22 protein-coding genes are annotated in these 24,048 nt (G+C 70.7%); 6 read left to right on the plus strand and 16 right to left on the minus strand.

Annotation, left to right across the window (positions count from 1 at the left end; translation table 11 throughout):
• Positions 1-188: 188 nt before the first annotated feature.
• On the plus strand, positions 189-980 hold the full coding sequence (locus OG241_RS01165) for an IS5 family transposase (protein WP_405812650.1): 792 nt from the start codon (positions 189-191) through the stop codon (positions 978-980).
• Here OG241_RS01165 and OG241_RS01170 read toward each other — a convergent pair.
• Genes OG241_RS01170 through OG241_RS01180 form a run of 3 tightly spaced genes read right to left on the minus strand, consistent with a single transcriptional unit; the run spans position 937 to position 3,649 of the window.
• On the minus strand, positions 937-1,488 hold the full coding sequence (locus OG241_RS01170) for a hypothetical protein (protein ID WP_405812652.1): 552 nt from the start codon (positions 1,486-1,488) through the stop codon (positions 937-939). The two genes, OG241_RS01165 and OG241_RS01170, sit on opposite strands and share 44 nt — an antisense overlap.
• A complete protein-coding gene (locus tag OG241_RS01175) occupies positions 1,454-2,365 on the minus strand; it encodes an ABC transporter ATP-binding protein (protein ID WP_405812946.1) in 912 nt (303 codons plus the stop codon). Before OG241_RS01175 ends, OG241_RS01170 begins: the two co-directional genes overlap by 35 nt.
• A 45-nt stretch (positions 2,366-2,410) precedes the next feature.
• Positions 2,411-3,649, minus strand: coding sequence for an ABC transporter substrate-binding protein (locus tag OG241_RS01180; protein WP_405812948.1), 1,239 nt, complete (start codon positions 3,647-3,649; stop codon positions 2,411-2,413).
• 128 nt (positions 3,650-3,777) lie between these two features.
• Here OG241_RS01180 and OG241_RS01185 point away from each other — a divergent pair, with 128 nt between their 5' ends.
• A complete protein-coding gene (locus tag OG241_RS01185) occupies positions 3,778-6,516 on the plus strand; it encodes an ABC transporter permease subunit (protein ID WP_405812950.1) in 2,739 nt (912 codons plus the stop codon).
• Positions 6,517-6,586: 70 nt separating this feature from the next.
• Here OG241_RS01185 and OG241_RS01190 read toward each other — a convergent pair whose 3' ends face one another.
• Genes OG241_RS01190 through fabG form a run of 5 tightly spaced genes read right to left on the minus strand, consistent with a single transcriptional unit; the run spans position 6,587 to position 12,089 of the window.
• Positions 6,587-7,381: an SDR family NAD(P)-dependent oxidoreductase gene (locus OG241_RS01190; RefSeq protein ID WP_405812952.1), complete on the minus strand. Its 795-nt coding sequence runs from the start codon at positions 7,379-7,381 to the stop codon at positions 6,587-6,589.
• A gap of 16 nt (positions 7,382-7,397) precedes the next feature.
• Entirely contained in the window at positions 7,398-8,606 is a 1,209-nt protein-coding gene (locus OG241_RS01195) for an acetyl-CoA acetyltransferase (RefSeq protein ID WP_405812954.1), read from the minus strand.
• Positions 8,603-10,045: an OB-fold domain-containing protein gene (locus tag OG241_RS01200; protein ID WP_405812956.1), complete on the minus strand. Its 1,443-nt coding sequence runs from the start codon at positions 10,043-10,045 to the stop codon at positions 8,603-8,605. The genes OG241_RS01195 and OG241_RS01200 overlap by 4 nt, the downstream gene beginning before the upstream one ends.
• Position 10,046: 1 nt before the next feature.
• Entirely contained in the window at positions 10,047-11,297 is a 1,251-nt protein-coding gene (locus tag OG241_RS01205; protein ID WP_405812958.1) for an acetyl-CoA C-acetyltransferase, read from the minus strand.
• A 45-nt stretch (positions 11,298-11,342) separates the two neighbouring features.
• Complete coding sequence (gene fabG / locus OG241_RS01210; RefSeq protein ID WP_405812960.1) at positions 11,343-12,089, minus strand: 3-oxoacyl-ACP reductase FabG; 747 nt, start codon at positions 12,087-12,089, stop codon at positions 11,343-11,345.
• A 115-nt stretch (positions 12,090-12,204) separates the two neighbouring features.
• Here fabG and OG241_RS01215 point away from each other — a divergent pair, with 115 nt between their 5' ends.
• Positions 12,205-13,434, plus strand: coding sequence for an acyl-CoA dehydrogenase family protein (locus OG241_RS01215; RefSeq protein ID WP_405812962.1), 1,230 nt, complete (start codon positions 12,205-12,207; stop codon positions 13,432-13,434).
• Positions 13,435-14,056: 622 nt separating this feature from the next.
• On the opposite strand, the gene OG241_RS01220 is transcribed toward OG241_RS01215, so the two are convergent.
• Together OG241_RS01220 and OG241_RS01225 are read right to left on the minus strand one after the other, a co-directional pair.
• A complete protein-coding gene (locus OG241_RS01220; protein ID WP_405812964.1) occupies positions 14,057-14,638 on the minus strand; it encodes a DUF2889 domain-containing protein in 582 nt (193 codons plus the stop codon).
• The gene (locus tag OG241_RS01225; RefSeq protein ID WP_405812966.1) at positions 14,635-15,489 is read right to left on the minus strand and encodes an enoyl-CoA hydratase-related protein; all 855 of its coding nucleotides are present in this window, start codon (positions 15,487-15,489) and stop codon (positions 14,635-14,637) included. Before OG241_RS01225 ends, OG241_RS01220 begins: the two co-directional genes overlap by 4 nt.
• A gap of 168 nt (positions 15,490-15,657) precedes the next feature.
• On the opposite strand from OG241_RS01225, the gene OG241_RS01230 reads away from it, so the two are divergent.
• Together OG241_RS01230 and OG241_RS01235 are read left to right on the plus strand one after the other, a co-directional pair.
• Positions 15,658-16,461 carry a FadR/GntR family transcriptional regulator gene (locus OG241_RS01230; RefSeq protein ID WP_405812968.1) on the plus strand — a complete coding sequence of 268 codons (804 nt, stop codon included), beginning with the start codon at positions 15,658-15,660 and terminating at the stop codon, positions 16,459-16,461.
• A gap of 103 nt (positions 16,462-16,564) precedes the next feature.
• On the plus strand, positions 16,565-17,746 hold the full coding sequence (locus OG241_RS01235; RefSeq protein WP_405812970.1) for an amidohydrolase family protein: 1,182 nt from the start codon (positions 16,565-16,567) through the stop codon (positions 17,744-17,746).
• A gap of 39 nt (positions 17,747-17,785) precedes the next feature.
• Here OG241_RS01235 and OG241_RS01240 read toward each other — a convergent pair whose 3' ends face one another.
• The 6 genes from OG241_RS01240 to OG241_RS01265 are packed head-to-tail and all read right to left on the minus strand — an operon-like array spanning position 17,786 to position 22,702.
• A complete protein-coding gene (locus tag OG241_RS01240) occupies positions 17,786-18,883 on the minus strand; it encodes a serine hydrolase domain-containing protein (protein ID WP_405812972.1) in 1,098 nt (365 codons plus the stop codon).
• Positions 18,876-20,387, minus strand: coding sequence for a class I adenylate-forming enzyme family protein (locus OG241_RS01245; RefSeq protein WP_405812974.1), 1,512 nt, complete (start codon positions 20,385-20,387; stop codon positions 18,876-18,878). Before OG241_RS01245 ends, OG241_RS01240 begins: the two co-directional genes overlap by 8 nt.
• 4 nt (positions 20,388-20,391) lie before the next feature.
• Positions 20,392-20,814 (minus strand): MaoC/PaaZ C-terminal domain-containing protein, encoded by a 423-nt coding sequence (locus OG241_RS01250; protein ID WP_405812976.1) that lies wholly within the window; start codon positions 20,812-20,814, stop codon positions 20,392-20,394.
• Positions 20,811-21,269 carry a MaoC family dehydratase N-terminal domain-containing protein gene (locus OG241_RS01255; protein WP_405812978.1) on the minus strand — a complete coding sequence of 153 codons (459 nt, stop codon included), beginning with the start codon at positions 21,267-21,269 and terminating at the stop codon, positions 20,811-20,813. The genes OG241_RS01250 and OG241_RS01255 overlap by 4 nt, the downstream gene beginning before the upstream one ends.
• A gap of 10 nt (positions 21,270-21,279) precedes the next feature.
• A complete protein-coding gene (locus OG241_RS01260) occupies positions 21,280-22,134 on the minus strand; it encodes an enoyl-CoA hydratase-related protein (protein WP_405812979.1) in 855 nt (284 codons plus the stop codon).
• 4 nt (positions 22,135-22,138) lie between these two features.
• Positions 22,139-22,702, minus strand: coding sequence for a PaaI family thioesterase (locus tag OG241_RS01265; protein ID WP_405812981.1), 564 nt, complete (start codon positions 22,700-22,702; stop codon positions 22,139-22,141).
• Between the two features lie 147 nt (positions 22,703-22,849).
• Here OG241_RS01265 and OG241_RS01270 point away from each other — a divergent pair, with 147 nt between their 5' ends.
• Positions 22,850-24,046, plus strand: a complete 1,197-nt coding sequence (locus OG241_RS01270; RefSeq protein ID WP_405812983.1) for a CaiB/BaiF CoA transferase family protein — start codon at positions 22,850-22,852, stop codon at positions 24,044-24,046.
• The last annotated feature ends 2 nt before the right edge of the window (positions 24,047-24,048 follow it).

The raw sequence follows: 24,048 nt of genomic DNA on the forward strand, positions 1-24,048 counted from the left end.
ATGAAGGCAGGGCCTCTTGGTAGCTCGGGGTTGCGAAGCCAACCGAGATCCAGGAGACCCTGTTGCCGCAGTTGTACGTGCACACGCCGGTGGAGTTCAACTCGGCTGCACCGACGTGTGATTGTGTCGCCCACCGGTTCGGAAACGCAGCCGATCACCCGGAACGTGTTCGGCGGTATCCCTCGGACATGACGGACGCGGAGTGGACCGTGGCCCGGCCGCTGCTGCCCGTGCCGGGCTGGCTGCGCGGCCGGGGCGGACAGCCGGAGGCGTACTGCCACCGGGCAATACTCGACGCGATCCGCTACCTGGTCGACAACGGCATCAAGTGGCGGGCCATGCCCGCCGACTTCCCGCCGTGGGACCGGGTCTACGCGTTCTTCCGCCGCTGGCGCGACCACTGGCTGGTCAAGGAGTTCCACGACCGGCTGCGCGCAAGGATCCGCGAAAGGGACGGGCGCGACACGGAGCCGACGGCTGGCGTGATCGACTCGCAGTCCGTCAAGGCGGACGCCGTCGTCGGTGCGGACAGCCGCGGCTTCGACGGCGGAAAGCTGGTCAACGGGCGCAAGCGGCACGTCGTGGTCGACACGCTCGGCCTGCTGCTGGGCGTGATGGTCACCGCCGCGGACACCGGCGACCGCGCCGCCGCCCAGGTCCTGCTGCGGCAGGTCGCCGACGCCCACCACCGGCTGGAGCTGGTCTGGGCCGACGGCGGCTACACCGGCAGCCTCGTCGAGCGCTGCCTCACCGTGCTCGCCCTGGTCCTCGCGATCGTCAGACGCAGCGACGACATGCGCGGCTTCGTGGTCCTGCCCAAACGGTGGATCGTCGAGCGCCTCTTCGCCCACCTGATGCGCACCCGCCGCCTGGCACGCGACTACGAACGCCGCACCACCAGCGCCGAAGCGATGATCTACTGGTCGATGACCCTGCTCATGACCCGCCGCCTCGCCCGGCCACACCCGCAGCGAGCGTGAACCGTCCCGGCTGCCCCTCGGCCAGCCAGCCCCGCGCGACCAGTCGCTTCGCCTTCGACCGCAGCGCCTCCACCTTGGCCGGCACCACGTCAAGACCGAACAACACGGCCAACTCCTGGCAGGTCAGCGGACCTTGACGGAGCCGGTCCCGGTCCGCGAGCGCGGTGAGGATGCGCTGATAGTCCACCGACAGCACCGACCAGGCCAGCCCCTCACGCCACATCGGAACCTGCGACTTCCTCTTCGCTGCCTCCGGCACCTGCGGCGTCTTTCCGGTCTGCTCCCCGGCGGCTGGCGCGGTCCCCTCGGCCCGGGCGGGGTCCTGCCCGCTCTCGTCCACGGGGGCCAGCACCTCGCCGACCCGCGAGCAGGCGATGGCCCACTCCCTCCATTCCCGCTCGGCCACGGCCAACTCGGCCTGGACACGGTCGGCTTCCTCCCGCAGCTCGTCAACACGACGGCGAGCACCCAGCTCACGCTGTTCCAACAGCCCAACCACCGACGGCATCCACGACCTCCCGGGCAGCGACAACACGACAGGCCACAACTCCCACGGGATCGCCGACCCTACGCCTGACCAGCGGAAACGCAGTCCTCAAGTCCGGAAAGACAACAGCTTCTGACCTGTCGACGAGGTCTGACCTGTCGGCCAGTTCGGTCCTGTCGGCGAGTCGGGTTCTGTCGGCGACTGCCGTTTCGGCGAGGTAGGACGACTCGATCGCGGCCAGTTCGCCGCGCAGTTCCTTCGGAGTGCCGGTCATCGTGACGCGGCCCCGGTGCAGGACGTACACGCGGTCGGCGATGTCCAGCACCTTGCGCACATGCTGTTCGACCAGCAGGGCACCGAGGCCCCGGTCGGCCGCCTCGCGCACCGCGCGCAGGAGACGGTCGACCACGAGCGGGGCGAGACCGAGGGACAGTTCGTCCGCGAGGAGCAGCCTGGGGGCGCGGCCCAGCGCGCGGGCCAGCGACAGCATCTGCTGCTCGCCGCCGGACAGCATGCCCGCGCTGGTCTTCAGTCGTTTCTCCAGTTCGGGGAAGAGTGCCAGGGCCGGCCCGGTCGCCACCCGGCCGACCCGTAGGTTGTCCGCGGTGTCGAGCCGGGTGAAGACGGCCCGCTCACCGACGTAGGCGAGGCCCTGACGGGCACGTCGGTGCAGCGGTGCGCGGCTGGTCTCCCCCAGCCAGCGCACGTCGCCGCTCATAGGGGTGAGGTCGCCCGAGAGCGCCCGGAGTGTCGTGGTCTTGCCGGCGCCGTTGGGGCCGAGCAGTGCAACCACCTCGCCGGGACGGACCTCCAGGTCGAGTTCGCGTACGACGGGCTGGGTGCCGTATCCGGCGGACAGGGCACGGGCTTCGATCAGGGGCGGTCCGGTGTCGCGCACGGCCGTTCTCCTCGGGTCTTTTCGGGTCTCCTCGGGATCCTCGGGTCAGCCGGCCGACATCGCCGTCAGCATCTTGCGGACGTCCACGAAGGTCGAGCCCTCCTTGGCCCACTCGATCTTCCCGTCCCGGATGGTGAGTTCGGTGGCGGTCGTGTTGTGGATGCGGTTCAGCCCCTTGATCGGCAGGGCGGTCGACTCGCTCCAGGTCAGGGGCGGGGTCAGGCCACCGGTGTTGATGCCCGGGGTGGTGTTCAGCTCCGTCACCAGGGTCGTGGACGTGATGGTCGGCAGATGCTTGGCGGCTTCGGTGAGGACCTTGAAGGCGACCCAGGTCGTCTCGTTCGCGCCGTTGCTCGTATCGATGTCCGTGCCCTTGGCGGCCTGGACGAAGTCCTTCCAGACCGCGTCGGCGGTCGGCGGGTAGTAGCCGGTGATCGCGGCGCCCTCCAGCGGGCTGCCGGCGCCTCCGGTGCTGGCGGCCAGCTCCGGCGTGAGGTTGCCGACGACGCTGGCGAGCTTCGTCTTCGCGCCGGACTGGACGTACGACTTCACGAACAGGCCCGAGGCGGTGCCCATGATGACGCTCACGCAGTCGCTGCCCTTGGTCGCGGCGGCGACCTGTGGGGCGAGGTCGGTGGCGGTGAGCGGCACCTTGATGTCCTTGGGTGCCGATCCTCCGGCCGAGACCGCGCCGAGGGTCAGGAACTGGGAGACGACGGCTGCCGCGGCCACGTCGTAGCGCACTCCGGAGATCTTCTTGCAGCCGCTCTGCACCAGCTGCTGCCCGTGTGCAGCGAACACCGCCGGGGTGCCGCCGTTGACCGGGAACGACAGGGGGTTGGAGAACTCGGCCGCCGAGACGCCGGTCCCGCCGAGGTAGGGGATGCCGGCCTTCTGGAGGATGGGCATGTAGCGGTCGCCGGCGAGGCTGTACGAGCCCACGACCGCGACGACCTTCTCGGCGACCGCCTGCTGGGCGCACTTCTCCGCCTCGTCGGGGTCGTTCTTCTCGTTGCAGGTGATGACCTTCAGCGGGCCGCCCTTGATGCCACCGTTGGCGTTGATCCACTTCTCGTAGGCCTGGGCGGTGAGCCTGACTCCGGGCTGGGCGCTGCCCTGGGTGTCCTCCGGGTCCCAGACCATCACCTTGACCGGTGCGCCCGTCAGCGTGTCGGCCTGGGTCGAGCTGTCGGACGCCTTGTCTCCGCAGCCTGCGGCAAGCAGTGCTCCGGTCAGCGCCAGACAGGTCGCTGCGGCACTTCTGCGTCTGCGTGAGTCGTTCATGGTTCCTCCGCGGAGCTCTTCGTCGAGTTGGCGAACAGCATGGGGTGCGTTTTCGAGTTAGTGAAGTACTCTCGGCACAATTATTTAAATGAATGTGCTGTCTGGCCTCACTTCCGAGAGGTTTCCCGATGGACGACATCCTGCGTTTCGCCCTGCTGGGCCTGGGTCTCGGAGCGCTCTACGCGCTCACCGCGCACGGCATCGTGCTGGTCTACCGGGGCTCCGGCGTCCTCAACCTCGCGCACGGCGCGATAGGGATGGCGGGCGCCTATGTGCAGTGGGAGCTCGCCACCGAGCACGGCGTCCCCTACTGGCCCGCCACCGCGTGCGGGGTGCTCGCCTCCGCGCTTCTGGGTGTGCTCACCCATCTGCTGGTACTGCGCCCGCTACGCCGGGCGTCCACCCTGGCCCGGCTCGTCGCCACCCTGGCGGTGTTCATCGTACTGACCGCCATCGCCGTCAAACGCTACGGCGACAGCCTGCAGTTGGTGCCCGGCAAACTGCCGACCCGACTGCTGACGATCGCCGGGGCGACGGTCTCCGAGGACCGTCTCTGGCTGATCGGCATCGCCCTGGCCATCACCGTGGTCCTGCATCTCCTCTACAAGCGAACCCTGTTCGGCCTCGGCACGACCGCCGTCGCGGAGAACGAGGGCGCCGCCGCGTCGCTCGGCTGGTCCCCGGATCTCATCGCCACCGGCAACTGGGCCCTCGGCTCGGCGCTCGCGGGACTGACCGGAATCCTGATCGTGCCGGTCATCGGCCTGTCGGTGACCGGCCTGACCACCCTGCTGCTGAGCGCGCTGGCCGCCGCCCTGGTCGGCAGGTTCTCGTCGTTCCCCGTCACCCTGGCCGGCGGTCTGGTCATCGGGATCGTGCAGTCCGAACTCACTCGCTTCGGCTCCGGCGTGACCGGCCTCGCCTCCTCAGTGCCTTTCCTCTGCATCGCCCTGGTGCTGGTCGCACGCGGCCGGGCGCTGCCGCTGCGCGGAACCTTCCTGGACCGGCTGCCGGCCCTGGGCACCGGAAGGGTGCGCCCCATGCCACTGACGCTGGCCGTCGTGGTCGCGCTGCTGCTGGTGAGCGTGTCGACACCGCTGTGGGCCGACGCCGTCACCAACACCCTGGTGCTGTCGCTGGTCATCCTGTCGATCACCGTGGTGACCGGATACGCGGGTCAGGTCTCGCTCGCGGCCTACGCCCTCGCCGGCACGGGCGCCTTCATCGCGGGACACGCTGCGGCCGACTGGGGCTGGCCCTTCGAACTCGCCCTACTGGCAGGGGTGTTGGGGACGGTTCCGATCGGCCTGCTCTTCGCGCTGCCGGCGGTCCGCACCCGTGGCGTCAACCTCGCGATCATCACGCTGGGGCTCGGCACCACACTGGAGGCGATGGTCTTCCAGAACACCGACCTGTCGACCACCCCGGGCAGCGACGGCATCGTGGTGGGCAAGCAGACCCTCTTCGGGATCGGCATCTCCGGCGTCGACCATCCGCAGCGGTACGCCGCCGTCGTGCTCGTGCTGTTCGTCGCGGCGACCCTCGTCGTGGCCAACGTACGGCGCAGCCGCACCGGCCGTCGGCTGATCGCCGTACGGGCGAACGAGCGGGCCGCCGCCGCCCTGGGCATCGACGTCCGAGCAGCCAAGCTCTACGCCTTCGGCCTGTCTTCGGCCATCGCCGCGCTCGCCGGAGTACTGACCGGCTTCCGCTCGACCTCGGTCGTCTTCTCCGACTTCGCCTCCTTCGACTCCATCACCGCACTCGGCCTCGCCGTCATCGGCGGCGTCGGCTTCCTTGTCGGCACGCTGTTCGGCGCGACCTTCGCCGCCGGCACGGTCGGTGCGCGATTCGGGGACCTGGTGCTGCCCGGGCTGAGCGACTGGATGCCCTTGATCGGCGGGATCATTCTGGTACTGACGCTGGTCGGCAACCAGGACGGCATCGGCAAGGACGCCGGCAGACCGGCCACGGCCATCCGACGGAGACTGGCGCCGAAGCGCGGGCGCGTCGCGAGCGCACGGACAGAAGCCGTCCCGACCGGAGCTACGGGAGCTACGGAATCGGGGGAAACAGCCGCCTCGGACGTGCCCCGTGCCACTCCGCTCCCCCTCCATGTGCGAGACCTGACCGTGCGCTACGGCGGTGTCGTCGCCGTCGACGGTCTTTCGCTGGACGTCGAACCGGGCCAGGTGGTGGGGCTCATCGGCCCCAACGGAGCGGGCAAGACCTCCGCGATCGACGCCGTCACAGGCTTCACCCGGGCGTCGTCCGGCGCGGTCCGCCTGGGCGAGCGGGAGGTGACCCGGCTGCCCGTGCACCGGCGTGCCTCGGCCGGGCTGAGCCGGTCCTTCCAGTCGCTGGAACTGTTCGAGGACATGACGGTCCTGGACAACCTCTACGCGGCCTGCGACCGACCCGGCCGGTGGGCGTGGCTCACGGACCTGATCCGTCCCGGCAGCCGTCCACTTCCTGCCCATGTGCTGGTCGCCGTAAGGGAGTTCGGGCTCCAGGACAGTCTGGACCGGCCGGTGGGCGACCTGTCGTACGGGGAGCGGCGGCTGCTGGCCATCGCCCGCTCGGTGGCGGCCTCGCCGTCCGTGCTGCTCCTCGACGAACCGGCGGCGGGCCTCTCCGACGACGAGACGCGGGAGTTGGCCCACCTGGTACGGCGGCTCGCCGAGGACTGGGGCATGGGAGTGCTGCTCGTCGAGCACGACGTCGACATGGTCATGAGCGTCTGCGACCAGGTCGTCGTGCTGGACTTCGGACACCGGATCTGCGCCGGCACGCCGGAGGAGGTGCGCCGGGACCCGGCGGTCCGGGCGGCCTACCTGGGCGACTTGGAACCGGAGACGGTGGCCTGACGACGCTCGTGGAACGGTTCGGAGGCGCCTCCCGTGAGGGAGGCGCCTCCGAACCGTTCCGGGAGCCGTTTCAGGCGTCGCGCAGATCCGCGACGTACGGCTGGTGGGCGAGCAGGCCGCCGTCCACGCGCAGGGTGTGGCCGGTGATGAACGTCGACTCGTCGGAGGCGAGGAAGACGACCGCCGAGGCGACGTCCTCCGGCCGGCCCAGGCGCGGGGTGAGGTGGTGGCGCAGCATCGCCTCACGGATCGCCCCGTGGGCCGAACCGGAGCTCGCCGGGGTGACGATGAACCCCGGCGCGACGGCGTTGCAGCGCACGCCCTGTTTGCCGTACTGGGTGGCGACGTACTGCGTCAGGTTGATGAGGGCGGCCTTGGAGGCGCCGTACGCCGGGTTGCGCAGATCGCCCGCGAGGCCGGAGCCGGACGAGGTGTTGATAATCGAGCCACCACCGCGGGCGATCAGATGCGGGACGGCCGCCTGGATGGCGACCATGGTCCCGCGCAGGTTGATGCGCATGGTGTCGTCCCAGACCGCCGGGTCGGCCTCCCCGACGGCGAGGTCCTGGCGGGCGGCCAGATGGGTGGCCGCCGCGTTGTTGTGCAGGATGTCGAGCCCGCCGTACGTGTCGACGGCGGCGGCCACCATGGCTCGTACGCTGTCGACGTCCCCCAGGTCGACGGTGACCGGCGTGGCGGAGCCGCCGACGGCGCGGATCTCCTTCGTCACCGCCTCGGCGCCGTCCGTGTTCAGGTCGGCGACGACGGTGTGCGCTCCCTCCGCCGCCACCCGGCGTGCGGTGGCGGCGCCGATGCCGGAGGCGGCGCCGGTGACGATCGCGATCTTGCCTTCGAGTCGTCCCATGGCCGAATCGCCTTTCTCAGTGCGTGAGTTCGTTGCCGACGACGGAGACGAAGGAGACGCATTCGCCCGGTCCACCGCCGAGGTTGTGGGTCAGGGCGAGCGATCGTCCCTCGGCCAGGGACGTCAATTTCCGCTCGGGCGGCGCCTCGCCCCGCAGTTGCAGCCATGCCTCGAACATCATGCGCAGGCCGGAGGCGCCGATGGGGTGACCGAAGGCCTTCAGGCCACCGTCCGGATTGACCGGCAGCGAGCCGTCCAGGTCGAACGAACCGCTGGTGACGTCCTTCCACGCCTGGCCGCGTTCGGAGAAGCCGAGGTCCTCCATCAGCACCAGTTCCGTGGGGGTGAAGCAGTCGTGCACCTCGGCCAGGGCGAGTTCGGTGCGCGGGTCGGTGATGCCCGCCTGCCGGTAGGCCTCCTGGGCGGAGGCGACGACCTCGGGGAAGGTGGTGAAGTCGTACTCCGGATCGAGGAGCCCGTCCGCCGGTCCGGCGACGAAGGACAGCGCCTTCACGAAGATCGGCTTGTCGGTGTACTTGTAGGCGTCCTCGGCGCGGACGACGATCGCGGCGGCCGAGCCGTCGGAGACTCCCGAGCAGTCGAACACGCCGAGCATGCCCGCGATGATCGGGGCCGACCGGATGCGCTCCAGCGGGACCTCCTTGCGGAACTGGGCGCGGGCGTTGCGGGCACCGTTGACGTGGTTCTTCCAGGCGATGCGGGTGATGACGTCCTTCATCTCCTCGTCGGAGAGGCCGTACTTGGCGGCGTAGGCCGGCGCGAGAAGCGAGAAGTTGGCCGGGGCCGTGATCTCGCCGCGGCTGTCGTCGCCGGCGCCCGGGATGGCGGTGCCGGACAGCCCGGACATGCCGGAGTCCTTGAGCTTCTCCACGCCGACCGCCATCGCCACGTCGTACGCCCCGGACGCGACGGCGTAGCAGGCGTTGCGCAGGGCCTCGGAGCCGGTCGCGCACATGTTCTCGACGCGGGTGACCGGCTTGTTGGGGAGGTGGAGGGCGCGGCTCAGGGTCAGCCCCGACACGCCGGAGGCCTGGGTGCCGAACCAGTACGCGTCGATGTCGTCGAGGGTGATGCCTGCCGAGGTCACGGCGTCGCCCACCGCGTCGATGAGCAGATCCTCGGCCGAGCGGGTCCAGTGTTCGCCGAAGGTCGTGCAGCCCATGCCGACGATGGCGACCCGGTCCCGAATTCCGTGCGAGCTCATCCGTGTGTCTCCTCGGTCTCGCCGCCGGTGCGTACCGGCCGGGCCTTCCAGAAGTAGTTGTGGACGCCGGCGGCGGTGACCGTGCGCCGGAACGTCATCTCGACCCGGGCGCCGATGACGGCGTCGGCCTCGGTCGCGTCGGTGAGCTGGCAGCGGAAGCGGCCGCCGCCGTCGTAGTCGACGACCACGACGAGCATCGGCGGGCTCGGCGTGTGGGCCAGCCGGTCGACGGTGAACGTGGCGACCGTGCCGCGCACCCGCTCCATCGGTTCGTCGGTCATGGCGTCCACGCTCCGGCAGGACGAGCACACCCGGTCCGGCGGGAGATGCCGGGTGCCGCACTTCTCGCAGCGGGAGGCGACGAAGCCGTACTTCCAGGCGGTACGGCGGTGGGCGGGCGGGGCGTAGGGCGGCTCGGGGTCCGGCCGGCGGGGTGGCTCGCGGTCGAGCAGGCCGCGCCAGGTGAGATAGGTGGCGTACGGCATCGGGGCGCTGCCCGCGGCGATCTGGGCGGCGACCGGGCGGGCGGCACGGTGGGCCGGGAGCGCGTCGGTGGTGCGCAGCAGAAGGACTCCGGCGCCGTCGCCGAGCACGACAAGGGCGATGGTCTCGCCGGGTGCGGCACGGTCGAGGACGTCGGCGAGGAGCAGGCCCGGCTGGGCGGTGCCGGCGTTGCCGATCACCCCGGTGAGGTCCGGGGTCACCGCCTCGGGACGGGTGCCCGCCCCTCGTCTGACGGCGGCGCACGCGCGCGCGTGCAGACCGGAGACGACGAGGTGGTCTATGGCGCCGCGCTCCAGACCGGCCTGGTCGAGGGCAGCGGTGAGGGCCTTGTCCGCGAGGGAGACGTAGATCTCCTCGGCGAAACGCTCTTCCCAGACCCGGGACGCGGGGGCGCCGGGCAGTCGCCAGCGTTCGAGGATCTCGTCGCTGACCGTGTCGTGGGCGAGGAGTTCGGCCAGGACGGGGGCGCCGTTGCGGTGGCCGCCGAAGACGAAGGCCGCCGCGCCGTCCCCGCCCGCGACCTCGTCGGCGCCGCCGGGCAGCCCGGTGCGCAGGTCCGACAGGACGGCCAGGGTCGGTACGGCGGAGCGGGCGGCGGTGACCAGCGCGCCGAGTCCGGAGCGTACGGAGCCGGCCATGTCGACGGCGAGCACGTGTTCGTCGAGGCGGAGCGCGGCGTGGACGGCGGTCGCGTTGGTCTTGTCGAGGTAGGCGGGTGCAGCGGTGGCGAGGAAGAGCTGCCCGACGCGGGGGCGCAGGCAGTCGCGGGCGAGTGCGTTGCGGGCCGCCTCGACGGCCATGGACGTGGTGTCCTCGTCGTAGCCCGCGACGGCCCTGGTCCCCTTGGCCGCCGGGGTTCCGAGGGTCGCGGCGACATCGGCGCGGGCGAGGCGGTGGTACGGCACGTGGGCGCCGTATGCGATCAGTCCGGCCATGTCAGCGTCCTCCGGTGGCGTGGGTTGTGTGCGTCGGCCGTTCGAAGACCGCGGCCAGGCCCTGTCCGCCGCCGAGGCACATGGTCTCCAGGCCGTAGCGGGCCTGGCGTCGGTCGAGTTCGCGCAGCAGGGTGGCGAGTATGCGACCGCCGGTGGCGCCGACGGGGTGGCCCAGGGAGATGCCGGAACCGTTGACGTTGAACCGCTCGAAGTCGGTCTCGGTCAGGTCCCAGGCACGGGTGCAGGCCAGCACCTGGGCGGCGAAGGCCTCGTTGAGTTCGATCAGGTCGATGTCGGCGAGCTTCAGCCCGGCGCGTTCCAGTGCCTTCGTCGTGGCTGGTACGGGTCCGATGCCCATCGTCTCCGGGGGCACGCCGACGACGGCCCAGGAGACCAGGCGTGCCAGGGGGCGCAGGCCGAGTTCGGCGGCTCGTTCCGGGTGGGTCACGACACAGAGCGAGGCTCCGTCGTTCTGCCCGCTGGCGTTGCCGGCCGTGACGGTGGCCTCCGGGTCCTGGCGGCCGAGCACCGGACGCAGCTTCGCGAGTTTCTCCAACGAGGAGTCGGGGCGCGGGTGTTCGTCGGTGTCGACGACCGTCTCGCCTTTCCGCGTACGCACCGTGACGGGGACGATCTCGTCGTCGAACCGGCCTTCCCGCTGGGCGGCGACGGCCTTCTCGTGCGAGCGCAGGGCGAGTCGGTCCTGCTCCTCGCGGGGGATGGCGTACTCGCGTCGCAGGTTCTCGGCGGTCTCCAGCATGCCCCCGGACACGGGGTGGTTGACGCCGCCGGAGGTGACGCGGCCACGGGCCAGCCGGTCGTGCAGGGTGGTGCCGGGGCCTCGTACGCCCCAGCGGACGTCGGTGGTGTAGAACTCGGCCTGGCTCATGGACTCGACGCCACCGGCGAGCACGAGGTCGCTCGCGCCGGTCTGCACCTGCATCGCCGCGTTGATGATCGCTTGGAGGCCGGAGCCGCAGCGGCGGTCGATCTGAAGTCCCGGTACCTCGACGGGCAGTCCCGCGTCCAGGGCGGCGACGCGGCCGATGGCGGGTGCCTCGCCGTTGGGGTAGCACTGGCCGAGAAGGACGTCGTCGACGGCGGCGGGCGGTATGCCCGTCCGTTCCAGCACCGCGCGGACCACCGTGGCGGCGAGTTCGGCGGCCGTCACGTCGCGGAAGACTCCGCCGTAGCCGCCGACGGGGGTACGTACGGGTTCGCAGATCACCGCGTCACGCAGGAGGGCGGGCATCGCGTGGGCCTTTCATGAGGGGGCCGTATCGCTTTCTTGGGGGGCTCACATGTACCGGCCGCCGGTCACCTCGATCACGGCTCCGGTGAGGTAGCTCGCCATGTCGGAGGCGAGGAAGAGGACGACCTGGGCGACCTCGGCGGGTTCGCCCGCGCGGCCCAGGGGGATCTCGGCGAGCTTCGCGTCCCAGGCTGCTGGGGGCATCGCCTCGGTCATGGCGGTGCGGATCAGACCGGGCTGTACGGCGTTGACGCGGATGCCCGCCTTGGCGAGTTCCTTGGCGGAGGCCTTGGTGAGGCCGACGAGGCCGGCCTTGGCGGCGCTGTAGTTCGTCTGGCCGAAGTTGCCGACCTTGCCGGAGATGGAGGAGATGTTGACGATGCTGCCGCCCTGTCCGTGCGCCCGCATCGCCTCGGCGGCGTACCGGGTGCCGTTCCAGGCGCCGGTGAGGTGGACGTCGACGACGGCACGGAAGTCGGCGAGGGGCATCTTGCGGAGGGTCGCGTCCCGGGTGATCCCGGCGTTGTTGATCATGACGCCGACCGGGCCGAAGGTGTCGGCGCAGTGGGCGACGAGGGCGGCGACCTCGTCCTCGTCGGTGACGTCGCAGCGCAGCGAGGTGGCGGTGACGCCGTTCTTGGCGAGGCGTTCGGCGGCCTCGGCGGCGGCGTCCTCGTTGATGTCACCGAGGACGACGCGTGCGCCCGCGTTGCCGAGGACACCGGCGATCTCGAAGCCGATGCCCTGTGCGCCGCCGGTGATCACCGCGTTCCGGCCGTCCAGCAGTCCCATGTCCGCCCGCCCCTGACTCGACGCTATTCCCGTTAAATAGATAACCTATTATGCTGAAACAATCAATACAGCGATCAGCTGTGCGGACAGGGCGTCGGACGAGGAGCGAACACAGGTGGACATCAGCTACCCCCCGGAGACCGAGACGTTCCGTACCGAGGTCAGGGCGTTCCTCGCCGAGACGCTGCCGCCGGACTGGAAGGGCATCGGGGCGCTGGACGAGGACGCGGCCTGGGCCTTCGCCCGCGACTGGCGCGGCCGGCTCGTCGAGCGCGGCTACCTGTCGCTCACCTGGCCCGAGCAGTACGGGGGTCGTGGCCTGTCCAAGCTCCATCAGGTCGTCCTGATGGAGGAACTGGCCCTGGCAGGTGTGCCGTTCGGGCTGCCGCAGGACACCTTCGGCGTGAAGATGCTGGCGAACACACTGCTGCGCTGGGGCACGGAGGAGCAGAAGAGCCACTTCCTCCCCCGCATCCTGAGCGGCGAGGACACCTGGTGCCAGGGGTACTCGGAACCGGACGCCGGTTCCGATCTGGCCTCCCTGAAGACCCGCGCGGTGCGGGACGGCGAGGAGTGGGTGATCGACGGCCAGAAGGTGTGGACCTCCGGCGCCCATCACAGCGACTGGATCTTCGTCCTGGCCCGCACGGACCGGGAGGCGTCCAAGCACCGGGGCATCTCCTTCCTCCTGGTCCCGCTCGACCAACCCGGCGTCGAGGTACGGCCGTTCCGCATGATGAGCGGACAGCTGCACTTCAACGAGGTGTTCTTCGAGGGCGCCCGCACCCGCGCCGATCTCGTCGTCGGCGGCGTCGACAACGGCTGGACGGTCGCGCAGAGCCTGCTGGGCGTCGAGCGCGGGGAGGAGGCGGCGACCAACCCGATCCTGTTCCGGGCGGAGGTGGAACGGCTGGTGGAACTGGCCCGGCTGTACGGCAAGGACCAGGACCCGGTCGTCCGCCAGCGGATCGCCTGGTGCTGGTCCAAGGTCGAGATCATGCGCTGCCTGGGCTACCGGATTCTCACCGGGTGGCTCAAGGGCGCCGAGCCGGGCCCCGAGTCGTCGATCGCCAAGCTGTACTGGAGCGAGTACCACACCCAGGTCACCGATCTGGCGATGGACATCATGGGCCTGCACGGCCAGGTGCCGGTCGGCCGGCCTCCCTTGCGCACCTACCGCACCGACGACCCCGGCGCCGCGAACTCCTCGGCGTCCTGGTCGACGACGTATCTGATCGCCCTCTCGGGCACGATCTACGCGGGCACCTCTCAGGTGCAGCGCAACATCCTCGCGGAGAAGGTACTGGGCCTACCGCGAGAGCCGAGGGCGAGCGTCGCCGGATAGCGGCGGAGCGCGCGAGCCCCGACCGGCCGAGCAGACCCCGGACAGGTACGTGTCCCGCCCGCGGGGGTGGGACACCCGGCCACCCGGCCACCCGGCTGCGAGGCCCCGGCCGGTCCTGAGCGGGCCCCGGCAGACCCGGTCCGCCCTTCAGCCGAGCAAGCACAACACTCCGCCGGACAGGCCCGACGCCTCTGCCGGGTGTCGAGTGCCGGGTGAGCTCCGGCCAGGCAGCACATCCCGGTCCTTCCGAGCGGAGTCCCGCCAGGTGCGATCGCCGCCGAACAGACCTCGCCACCCCGGCCGGATCCAGGGCGAGCTCCGGCCAAGCAGCGCATCCGGTCCCGCCGAGCAGAGACCGGTCAGGTGCAAGCCCAGCCGGACACACTCGCACCCCCGACCGTGTCAGGGACGGGCTCCAGCCAAGCAGCGCACCGGACCCCCTCCGAGCGGAATCCGTCCAGGCGCGAGCCCGGCCGGACAGGCTCGCCACCTCTGCCGGATCTGGGGCGAACCCTGGCCGAGCAGCACATCCGGCCGGCCCTTCCGAGTGAAGTCCGGTCAGGTGCGAGACCACCGCCGGTCCGGGGGTCAGCCCCGGTCAGCCAGTGGGCGGCTCGGCAGGTCAGGAGGGGTCGGGGTGTTCGAAGGTGCTCAGGGTCGGGACCGGGCGGGGGCCCGTGCCCGGGCGCCAGCCGGCGGCCAGTTTGCGCAGGCCGGCACCGTCCGGTGCCCAGATGTGGCAGCTGTTCAGCACGCCGGCGGTGGCACGCGGATCGTGGTCATGATCACCGGCCGCGGCCCGGCGCCGCGCCGCGGCCGACATCGCCGCCTGCACGGCCGCGGGGCCGAGAGCGCGGGACAGCTCGTAGAGGTGCGAGCAGCCCAGGACACCCCTGAAGCGTTCCTGGATCGCCCTGTTGTAGCCGGCGGCCACGCTGAGTCCGGCCAGGCCGTCGAAGGCCGGCGCGATCAGCGGGCACTCCGCGTGCGGGAAACCCCGCATGTCCGCCTCGGCGGCCGTGATCACCATGTCGGTGAGGCGGATCCGCACGGACAGCGCCATGTGGTGGACGATCCCGCCGGGCGGCTCCTCCCAGGGGCGCTCGTCGCACAGTCGCGCCTCGACGGAGATCTCGCCGCCCGCCTCCTCGTACGCGGTGACGGTGATCGTACGGCGGTGCAGCGGGAGTTCCGCGCGGGTCATGACGAGGCCTCCTGCAGCTCGGACCCGGACACCGAGTCCCCCGGGACTGCCTCGCTCTCCCCCAGCCCTGGAAACTCCGGCTGCCGGCGCTCGATGAAGCTGCGCACGCCCTCCCGGTAGTCCGGGGCACGCTTGGCCACGGCCAGCAGCGCCGCCGCGTTGTCACGGCTCTCCGTGAAGGACCGTGCCTGGTCGTCGGCGAGCTGCCGCTTGATGAGCGACATCGCGTACGGGCTGGCCGTGCGGGCCAGTTCGGTCGCGTAGGCGAGGGCCGCCGGGAGGAGTTCGTCCGGCTCGACGAGGCGGTTGACCAGCCCCATTGTGTGGGCCTCCGTCCCCGTGAAACGGCGCGAGGACAGCAGCAGGTCGGCCGCGTTGCCGTGGCCGACCAGCCGGGGCAGGATCCAGGACACGCCGTCCTCGGCCACCAGCCCGCGTGCGCTGAAGGCGGCGGCGAACTTGGCGTGCGGCACGGCGAAGCGGACGTCGCACATCAGGGCCTGGTTGAACCCGATGCCGGCGCAGGCGCCGTTGACGGCCGCGACGACGGGCTTGGGGAACGTCATGGGGCGGGTGCGCGGGGGCAGCCGGTCGGTGGGCCAGGGGCGGGCGCCGGACGACGCCCCGTCCAGCACGCTCATGTCCATACCGGGGCAGAAACTCCGTCCGGCGCCGGTGAGCACCACCGCCCGGACCTCCGGGTCCGCCTCCGCCCGGTCGAAGAGTTCGTTGTAGAGCAGCTCCATCTCCAGCGTCCAGGCGTTGTGCCGCTCCGGCCGGTTCAGGGTGATGAGCATGACCCCGTCGGCGGTGAGTTCGGTGAGGATCACCGGGGTCGGATTCTCGGTCATCGAGGTCACTCCCACGGGCCCGTTGGTTTTATAGCTAGATGAATCATCTATATACCAAAGACCGGTGGTGGCACCAGATCAGGTGCCACGAAGAGATGATCAACCAACCCTTGACCTGGTACCCTCCATGCACTAAGACGATTCATTTTGCTATATGAGGAGCCCACCGTGGCCGAGGCAGCCCGCGCACGCGAAACGGCGATCGTGCCCGCCCCCGCCCGCACCCGCGTCGGACGCCAGGTGCGGGTGCCGAAGACCGCCGAACTGGTCGCCGCGCACCTGCGCCGCCAGATCGTGCGGGGCGAGCTTCAGCCGGACGACGCACTGCCGCCGGAGTCCGGCCTGATGGAGCAGTTCGGCATCTCCCGCCCCACGCTGCGCGAGGCGTTCCGCGTACTGGAGTCGGAGTCGCTGATCACGGTCCGCCGCGGCGCCCACGGCGGCGCCCGGGTGAGCGCGCCCGACTCGGACGTCGCCGCCCGCTTCGCCGGCCTGATCCTCGAATACCGCGGGGCGACCCTGGGCGACCTCTACCACGCAGCGGCCCTCATCGAGCCGCCCTGCGCCCGCCAGCTCGCCACCAAGCACACCGCGGACGACATCAAGCGGCTGCGCGACGCGATCGCGGCCGAGAAGGCCGTCCTGGACGACCCGCTGGCGCTGGTCGAGGCGCAGGACGCCTTCCATGCCCTGCTGGTCGAACTCACCGGCAACCAGACGATGATCCTGCTGTGTGGCATGGTCCGCAACATCATCGACCGGGCCAACGCCTCGTACACCGCGGCCGCCGCCGACGCCGAGGCACAGAAGACGCAGGCCCTCAAGGGGCACCGGGCGCACGTGCGGATGGTCGGCCTGATCGAGTCCGGCAAGGCGGACGAGGCCGAGAAGCTCTGGCAGCGGCACATCTCCAGCGCCGACGACGTCGTGAACTCCGCCGGACCGAAGACGGTCCTCGAACTCCTCGACTGACCTCACCCCGGACCCCGCTTTCGGTCAGCCCCTTGCCTCCGAGAAACAGTTAGATAATTATAGGAGGCGTACCGATTAGCTACGGGGTCCGGAGGCGACGGCCATGGCCGAACAGCGCAAACCCATCTTCGACTGCGACCAGCACATGTACGAGGAGCGGGACTCCTTCACCCGCTATCTCCCGAAGGAGTTCCTCGGCTCGGCTGTCGCACCGGTGACACTGCCGGACGGGCGGGAGGTGATCCTCGCCGGGGACCGCATCGTCGTATGCCTGGAACCGGAGTTCGGGCAGGTCTACCGCCCCGGCTCGCTGAAGGAGATGCTCAAGGCGATGGCCTCGGGCAATCCCGAGGAGACGTACCAGTTCGAGCCGATGCACGAGTCGTACCAGAACCGCGACGCCCGACTGCGGGTCATGGACGAGCAGGGCCTCGACCAGTCGATCATCTACCCGGGCGGCTGGGCCCTGGTCGCGGAGGAGTACGTGAAGGGCGTGGAGCCCCTCTACGCCAACTACCACTCGTTCAACCGCTACATGAACGAGGTCTGGGGCTTCAACCACCAGGGCCGCATCTACGCACCCGCACTGCTGTCGCTGCGCGATCTGCCCAGCGCGGTCAAGGAGTTGGAGTACGTCCTGGAGCAGGGCGCCCGCTTCATCCTGCTGCCCACCGGACCGGTGTACGGGCGCTCCCCGGGCGACCCCTACTTCGACCCGTTCTGGAAGCTGGTCAACGAGGCCAAGGCAAGCGTCTGTTACCACATCAGCGAGTTCTACTACAACTCGCAGGTGGCGCCCTCCTGGGGCTTCGACCCCCACCCCATCCACTTCCGCATGTCGGCCTGGCAGTGGCAGAACACCTACGGCCAGCGTCCCATCGAGGAGACGCTGTCCGCGCTGATCTTCGACAACCTCTTCGGGCGTTTCCCCGACATCAACGTCCTGGTCTCCGAGTTCGGCTCCGAGTGGGTGCCGCACTTCGTCCGCCACATGGACAAGAGCCGGGGCATGGGCCGCAACGGCCCCTGGATCGGCGGGCAGTTGGAGGAGCGACCGAGCCAGATCTTCCGTAAGCACATCCGCGTGGTGCCCTACCCCGAGGACGACATCGTGGGTGTGGTCAAGCGTCTCGGCTACCACGAGTCCATCGTCATGGGCTCCGACTTCCCGCACGCGGAGGGCCTGGCGCAACCGGCCGACTTCCGCAAGCTCATCACGGAGCTCGACGAGTCGGCGCAGGACGACATCATGTACAACAACGCTCAGCAGCTGATCAGCCGCTGAGCGTCGTGCCACCCCGCCTGGCGGCGGGCCTGGTCCGCACTAACGGACCAGGCCCGCCGCCAGGTTCGCGATATCGGTGAGCAGTGCGGTGCCACGGGGCGAGTTGTCGTAGCCGGCGAGCGGGTAGCCGTTGCTCAGACAGGCGAAGGACAGGCCCGACTCCGGGTCCATGAAGCCCAGTTGGTAGGCCGCCCCCGCGCTCCCGAAGAGCGCCGTCGAGCCGGTCGACGGGAGGTTGCTCCCCGCGTCGGGGCCGGCCACGGTGACGAACAGCCCCATGCTGGTACGACGGCTGCCGCCGCCTCCGTAGATCCGCTCCCCGTACGGGTGGTCGGTCAGCCTGATCCGGGTGCCCTCCGCCACGGCCTCCGGCTTCCACAGTCCGGAGTGGACCAGTGCCTGGAAGTAGAGGGCGACGTCGGCGGCGGTGGCGACCAGGGCGTGGCTGGGCTCTCCGGCCGCCAGGACCTCCGGATCGGACAGGTACCACGGCCCCCACGGATCGGGGGCCTGGTCGTCGTCGGTGCGGTCTGTGGCGAGCATCGGGGCGACGCTGCCCGGCTGCCGGTCGACCGGCACTCCCAGCTCGATCGACGCCAGCCCCAGCGGCTCCACCACCCGTTCGCGCAGGTAGTCGGCGAAGGCGAGGCCCGTACGCCGTTCGACGATCTCGGCGATCAGCCAGGCCGCCGAGGTGAGGTGGAACTGGAAGCGGCTCCCCGGCGGGGAGTCGAGGCGCCAGCGCCCGAAGGCGGCGAGCCGCTGCTCGCGGTCGAGCATCTTCGGGTACCCGAGGGGTGCGAAGGGGAAGCCCGCGGTGTGTGTGAGCACCTGCTCGACGTTCACCGTCTCCTTCCCGTTCGGCGCGAACTCCGGGATGATCGCGGCGACTTGTTCGCCCACGTCCAGGAGACCGTCGCCGATCAGCTTCCACACCACGCCCGCGACGATCGACCGTCCGACGGACTGGAGGACGTACCGGGTGCCGGCGTGCGCGTCGCCGTAGGTCTCGAAGGCCACCAACTGTCCGTCGTGGGCGACGGCGACCTGTGCGGACGGCAGGGGGCCGTGTTCGACCTCCTGGCGGATCCGGCCGAGGAGGGTGTCGAGGCGGAGCGGGTCGACCTGGTCAGGCACTGGTTTCTCCTTCGTGCGGTTCCCGCAGCCGGCGGCGGACGACCTTGCCGTTGGCGTTGCGCGGCAGGTCGTCCACGAACCACCAGCGGACGGGCACCTTGAACCCGGACAGCCGGGCGCGGGTGTGGCTTCTGAGCGTCGCCGGGTCCGGCGGGGCGCCGGGGTCGGCCGGCACGACGAAGGCGACGACGGTCTGTCCGAGCCGCTCGTCGGGCACGCCCGTCACCGCCGCGTCGGCCACGCCGGGATGTGTGGTCAGGACCGTCTCGACCTCCAGCGGGTGGACGTTCTCGCCGCCACGGATGATCATGTCGGTGCGTCGGCCGAGGAGGTAGAGGTAGCCGTCGTCCGCGATCCGGCCCAGGTCGCCGCTGTGCAGCCAGCCCTCGGCGTCGATCCGGAAGAAGTGGCCGGCCCGGGCATGGATCTCGCCCACGCCGTCGGGCCCGGCGCCCGCCACCCTGACCTCGACCCCGGGCGCGGGCCGTCCTACGGAGCGCAGCAGTTCGGTGCGTCCCGCGACCGCCTCCCGGTGGTCCTCGGGGGTGAGCACGCTGATCGGCGAGCCCTCGGTCTGTCCGAACATGTTGAGCATGCGGACGCCGGGCATCGCCTCGTACGTCCGCCGCAGGGTGCCGGGGCGCACGGGCGCTCCCCCGTACTGGAGGGTCCGCAGCGTCTCGTGCCGGGCCTCGCCGGCCGCCAGCAGGGTCTCCAGCATCGCCGGGACCATGCTGGTGTGCGTGGTGCCGAGATGCCGCAGCAGGGCCCAGCCCTCGACGGTGAAGCGGGGCAGCCCGGTGATCAGCGCGCCGGCGGCGAGGGCGACGGCCAGGTTGCCGAGGCCCGCGATGTGGTGGAAGGGTGCGCTGCCGCCGTAGAAACTGTCGGGGTCGAGCGCGCACAGGCTTCCGTTGACGCGGGCGCGGGCGGCCAGGCGTCCTTGGGTCATGGGGACGGGTTTGGGCAGGCCCGTCGTGCCGGAGGTGTGGAGGACGGCGGCGAGGTCGTCCGGCTCGGCCGTCAACTCCCGTACGGAACCGTACAGTTCGGGCAGCACGCTGAGACGTCGGCCCGAGAGTGCGGCCACCTCGCTGCCGAGGCGGGCGAACTCGGGCTGTGCGAGCAGGACTTGGGAGTCCGTCGCCTTCACCACGGTGGCGATCTCGTGCGCGGTCATCCGGACGCCGAGCGGCGCCAGCGGGTGGCCGGATCCGGCGCCGCCGATCACCAGGGCGAGGGCGTCGGCGGAGGTGGCGACCAACGCGGTTACCGGCGTGCCGGGTTCGAGGCCCAGGGTGTCGAGCCAGTCGGCCGCGCCGGACGCGTGGTCGAGGAGTTCATGTCCGGTCCAGGTCAGGTCACCGAAGCGGACCGCGGGCCGGGTGTGGTCGTAGGCGCGGTTCACCTGCGCGGTCCACGTCTCGCCCGTCTTCCCCGACTCCCCCGTTTCCAGCGGTGGTCGCGTCTCCCCCGCGCCCCGCGGTCCCGGTCCGCCGTTCACCGGCTCACGGTTCCAGGCGGGCCGCCGCCGTGCCGGTGACCACCTCGGCGCCGTCCTGGTTGACGGTACGCAGCGAGAAGTGGGCGACCGGTCCGGCGTCGGTGTCCTCGACGGACTCGACGGTGGCCGTGGAGGTCAGGGTGTCGCCGGGCCAGACCTGTGCCTTGAAGCGGACGCCGTAGCGCAGGAGCGACTCGGTGCCGACCCAGTCGGTGAGGATCCGGCCGGTCATGCCCATCGTCAGCATGCCGTGCGCGAACACCCCCGGGTAGCCGGCGGCCTCGACGGCGAAGCGTTCGTCGGTGTGGAGCGGGTTGAAGTCGCCGGAGGCGCCCGCGTACTGCACGATCCGGGTGCGCTTCAGGTCCTCGACGAGGACGCGTTCCCGTGTCTCGCCCACTTTGATCTCGTCCGTGCTCAGGCTCATCGGGCGTCCTTCGGGGTCGCGGGGCCCTCGGGTACGACGGCCACGGTGACGGCGCTGACGACCGGCTCGCCACCGGCGTCCCGGTACTCGGTGATGCGCTCGCTGAAGAGGAGCCGGCCGGTGCGGCCCTGCTTCTCCCAGCTGCGGCCCGGCACGGTGTGCGCGTAGAGCGTCTCACCGGCGCGCACCGGGCGGTGGTACTCGAAGTGCTGCTCGGCGTGGAGTCCGCCGCCGCCCTCCGCCATCACGCCGGGGCCGCCGCCTGATCCGTACCACTCCTCCCCCGGCTTGGGGCGCAGGTGGTACTCGGGGTCGTAGTGGGCGCTCGCCATGGTGAAGGTGGGCGGCGCGAGGGCGTTCGCGCCCTGGAAGGCCGGGTTCTCGTCGCCGACGGCACGGGCGAACATCATGATGTGCCCGGCCTCGACGGGAAACGGCTGCCCTGTCATCGTCATGCCTCTCGGTTCAGTACGGCAGGAACGCGTCGCGGGTGGCCTCGTCCGGGTCGAAGTCCGGGGGCAGGCCCTCGAACTTCGGCTCGCGTTTCTCCACGAAGCTCGCGACGCCCTCACGGAAGTCCGGCGAGCCCGCGAAGAACTCCATGGCGGAGTAGGAGCGGGCGAGCGCGTCGGTGAAGGTGCGGTCGAGGTCGCCGTACACCTGGTGGCGTACGACGGCCATGGCGCGGGGGGAGCAGTTGCGGGCGATGTCCCGGGCGTAGGCGCGGGCGGCGTCCAGCAGGTCCTCGGGTTCGACGACGCGGCTGACGAGGCCGAGGTCCTTCGCCTCGTCGGCGTCGAAGACCCGGCCGGACAGCAGCAGGTCGAGCGCGTTCTCCAGGCCGATCACGCGCGGCAGCACGTACGGCAGGTTGTACTCGCCGGCCAGGCCGCGCCGGGTGAAGGCGGTGGTGAAGCGGGCCCCCCGGGCGGCGAAGCGGATGTCGCAGATCAGCGCCTGGATGAGGCCGATGCCCGCGCAGGCGCCGTTGACGGCGGCGATCATCGGCTTCGGCAACAGTCGTCTGCTGTACATGGGGACGCGGGCCTGGAGGTTGAGGGACTGGCCCGGCTGGGCGTTCTGTTCCAGGCGCTGGACGTCCATGCCCGGGCAGAAGGCCCGGCCCGCGCCCGTGACGATCACGGCACGGACCGCCGGGTCCTGGGCGGCCTCGTCCAGGAGCGCGAAGAAACGGCGCTCCATGGGCAGGCTCCAGGCGTTCTTGCGCTCGGGCCGGTTGAGGGTGACGGTGGCGACGCCGTCCTCGTCGACCTCGTACAGCACCAGGTCGTCGTCCTGGGCGGGCTGCTCGTCAGTCATCGCGTCATGCCTCCGTCAGCGGTTCGATGGGGTCAATGGAGTCAATGGGGTCGATCGAGTCGATGAGATCGGCGGGGGCCGCGGAGTCGGCCGGGGGTATCGGATCGCCGACGCCCTGCCGTTCCCCGGAGATGGTCACGACCACCTGTCCGCGGGCGCAGATGCGCCCGTCGGTCATCACGTCGACGTCGGCGAAGTGCAGCCGGTGGCCGCGGCGCACACAGCGTGCGTAGGCGACGGCCTCGTGGCCGCGGGCGGGCGCGAGGTACTGGACCGACATCGACACGGTGCTGAGCCGGCTTCCCTTGGTGAAGTCGTGCCCCGCGATCACGGCTCCCGAGCCGGCGGTGTCGATGAGTGCCGAGATCACCCCGCCGTGGAAGAGGCCCTCGTGGGCGGAGAGGGACTCCGCGTAGGGCAGCACGATCTCGACGGCCTCCGCGTCCCAGCGGGTCACCCGGATACGGCAGCGGCGGTTGAAGGCGACCCCGCGCTCCCAGCGCGCCCGGAACCAGGCCCGGCGGTCGCGCTGTTCCTGTTCGCTGAGGGTCCTCGCCGCGACGGTCATCAGCACGCCCTCCGGTCTCGGCCTGTCGACCGATCCATATAGTTACATGAATTGGATAGTTGAAGCAATCAAGCGGGTCTTGATCCTGACGCCAGATGTATTATTTATATAACTCATTCGCTGTCTGTGAACAGAGGGAGAACCCCGATGCCGTCGACCGCCCTGGCCGGGATCCGCGTCCTCGATCTGTCCCGTGTCCTCGCCGCGCCCCTGGCCACACAGCTGCTGGCCGACCTGGGCGCCGAGGTCATCAAGGTGGAACGGCCCGGAACGGGCGACGACTCACGGTCGTACGGGCCACCGTTCGCCGCCGGCACGGACACCGCCGCCTTCTATCTCTCCTGCAACCGCAACAAGCGGTCGGTCACGCTCAACCACGCCACCGCCGAGGGGCAGGAGTTGATCCGCGCCCTCGCCACCCGGTCGGACGTGCTGGTCGAGAACTTCCGCACCGGAACGCTGGCGAAGTACGGCCTCGACCACAAGAGCCTGCGCGAGCTCAACCCCCGGCTGGTCTACCTCTCGGTGACGGGCTTCGGCCAGACCGGCCCGTACGCCGAACGCCCCGGCTACGACGGCGTGTTCCAGGCCATGTCCGGGATGATGAGTGTCTCCGGGCATCCCGAGGAACCGATGAAGGTCGGCGTCAGCATGGTCGACATCCTCACCGGCCTGTACGCCTCGACAGCCGTACTGGCGGCCCTACGGCACCGGGACGTCACCGGTGAGGGCCAGTTCATCGATCTCTCCCTGCTCGACTGCGGACTGGCCTCCCTGTCGCACTTCGCGATGAACTACCTCGTCTCCGGCGAGGTGCCGACGCGGCGCGGCAACGGCGGGTACGGCGGAGTCCCGTCCCAGGCGTTCATGTGCCAGGACAAGCCGCTGTTCCTGGTCGCGGGCAACGACAAGCAGTTCGCCGCGTTCTGCGCCGCCGCCGACCGCACCGACCTTCTCCAGGACCCCCGGTTCACCACGACCTCCGCCCGGATCGCCCACCGCGAGGAGATCCTGCCGGTCCTGGAGGCGATCCTGCTCACCCGGACCCGGGACGACTGGCTGGCGCTGCTCGACCGACACGGCGTCCCGGCGGGCCCGTTCAACGAGATGCCCGAAGTCTTCGCCGACCCCCAGATACGGCATCGGGGGATGCTGGTGGAGGTCGAGGACCCGGTGTCGGGGCCGCTGCCGTTGCTCGCCAACCCGATCCGGTTCACGGCGACGCCGGTCGAGGGGTACGCCCCGCCGCCCGCACTGGGCGAGCACACCGCCGAAGTCCTCACCGGGCTCGCCGGTGTGACGGAGGATCAACTCGCGGGACTGCGGGCCCGGGGCGTCGTATAGGC

Source organism: Streptomyces sp. NBC_01390 (assembly GCF_045040105.1).
Classification (GTDB): Bacteria; Actinomycetota; Actinomycetes; order Streptomycetales; family Streptomycetaceae; genus Streptomyces.

Excerpts from the sequence above, each read along its gene's own strand:
- OG241_RS01180 (WP_405812948.1), bottom strand. The coding sequence starts at position 3,649 with ATGAACGACTCACGCAGACGCAGAAGTGCCGCAGCGACCTGTCTGGCG.
- fabG (WP_405812960.1), bottom strand. The coding sequence starts at position 12,089 with ATGGGACTGCTGGACGGCCGGAACGCGGTGATCACCGGCGGCGCACAG.
- OG241_RS01205 (WP_405812958.1), bottom strand. The coding sequence starts at position 11,297 with ATGCCCGCCCTCCTGCGTGACGCGGTGATCTGCGAACCCGTACGTACC.
- OG241_RS01255 (WP_405812978.1), bottom strand. The coding sequence starts at position 21,269 with ATGACGATGACAGGGCAGCCGTTTCCCGTCGAGGCCGGGCACATCATG.
- OG241_RS01225 (WP_405812966.1), bottom strand. The coding sequence starts at position 15,489 with ATGACCGAGAATCCGACCCCGGTGATCCTCACCGAACTCACCGCCGAC.
- OG241_RS01185 (WP_405812950.1), top strand. The coding sequence starts at position 3,778 with ATGGACGACATCCTGCGTTTCGCCCTGCTGGGCCTGGGTCTCGGAGCG.
- OG241_RS01220 (WP_405812964.1), bottom strand. The coding sequence starts at position 14,638 with ATGACCCGCGCGGAACTCCCGCTGCACCGCCGTACGATCACCGTCACC.
- OG241_RS01265 (WP_405812981.1), bottom strand. The coding sequence starts at position 22,702 with ATGACCGTCGCGGCGAGGACCCTCAGCGAACAGGAACAGCGCGACCGC.
- OG241_RS01170 (WP_405812652.1), bottom strand. The coding sequence starts at position 1,488 with ATGCCGTCGGTGGTTGGGCTGTTGGAACAGCGTGAGCTGGGTGCTCGC.
- OG241_RS01190 (WP_405812952.1), bottom strand. The coding sequence starts at position 7,381 with ATGGGACGACTCGAAGGCAAGATCGCGATCGTCACCGGCGCCGCCTCC.
- OG241_RS01235 (WP_405812970.1), top strand. The coding sequence starts at position 16,565 with ATGGCCGAACAGCGCAAACCCATCTTCGACTGCGACCAGCACATGTAC.
- OG241_RS01270 (WP_405812983.1), top strand. The coding sequence starts at position 22,850 with ATGCCGTCGACCGCCCTGGCCGGGATCCGCGTCCTCGATCTGTCCCGT.
- OG241_RS01260 (WP_405812979.1), bottom strand. The coding sequence starts at position 22,134 with ATGACTGACGAGCAGCCCGCCCAGGACGACGACCTGGTGCTGTACGAG.
- OG241_RS01165 (WP_405812650.1), top strand. The coding sequence starts at position 189 with ATGACGGACGCGGAGTGGACCGTGGCCCGGCCGCTGCTGCCCGTGCCG.
- OG241_RS01250 (WP_405812976.1), bottom strand. The coding sequence starts at position 20,814 with ATGAGCCTGAGCACGGACGAGATCAAAGTGGGCGAGACACGGGAACGC.
- OG241_RS01195 (WP_405812954.1), bottom strand. The coding sequence starts at position 8,606 with ATGAGCTCGCACGGAATTCGGGACCGGGTCGCCATCGTCGGCATGGGC.
- OG241_RS01200 (WP_405812956.1), bottom strand. The coding sequence starts at position 10,045 with ATGGCCGGACTGATCGCATACGGCGCCCACGTGCCGTACCACCGCCTC.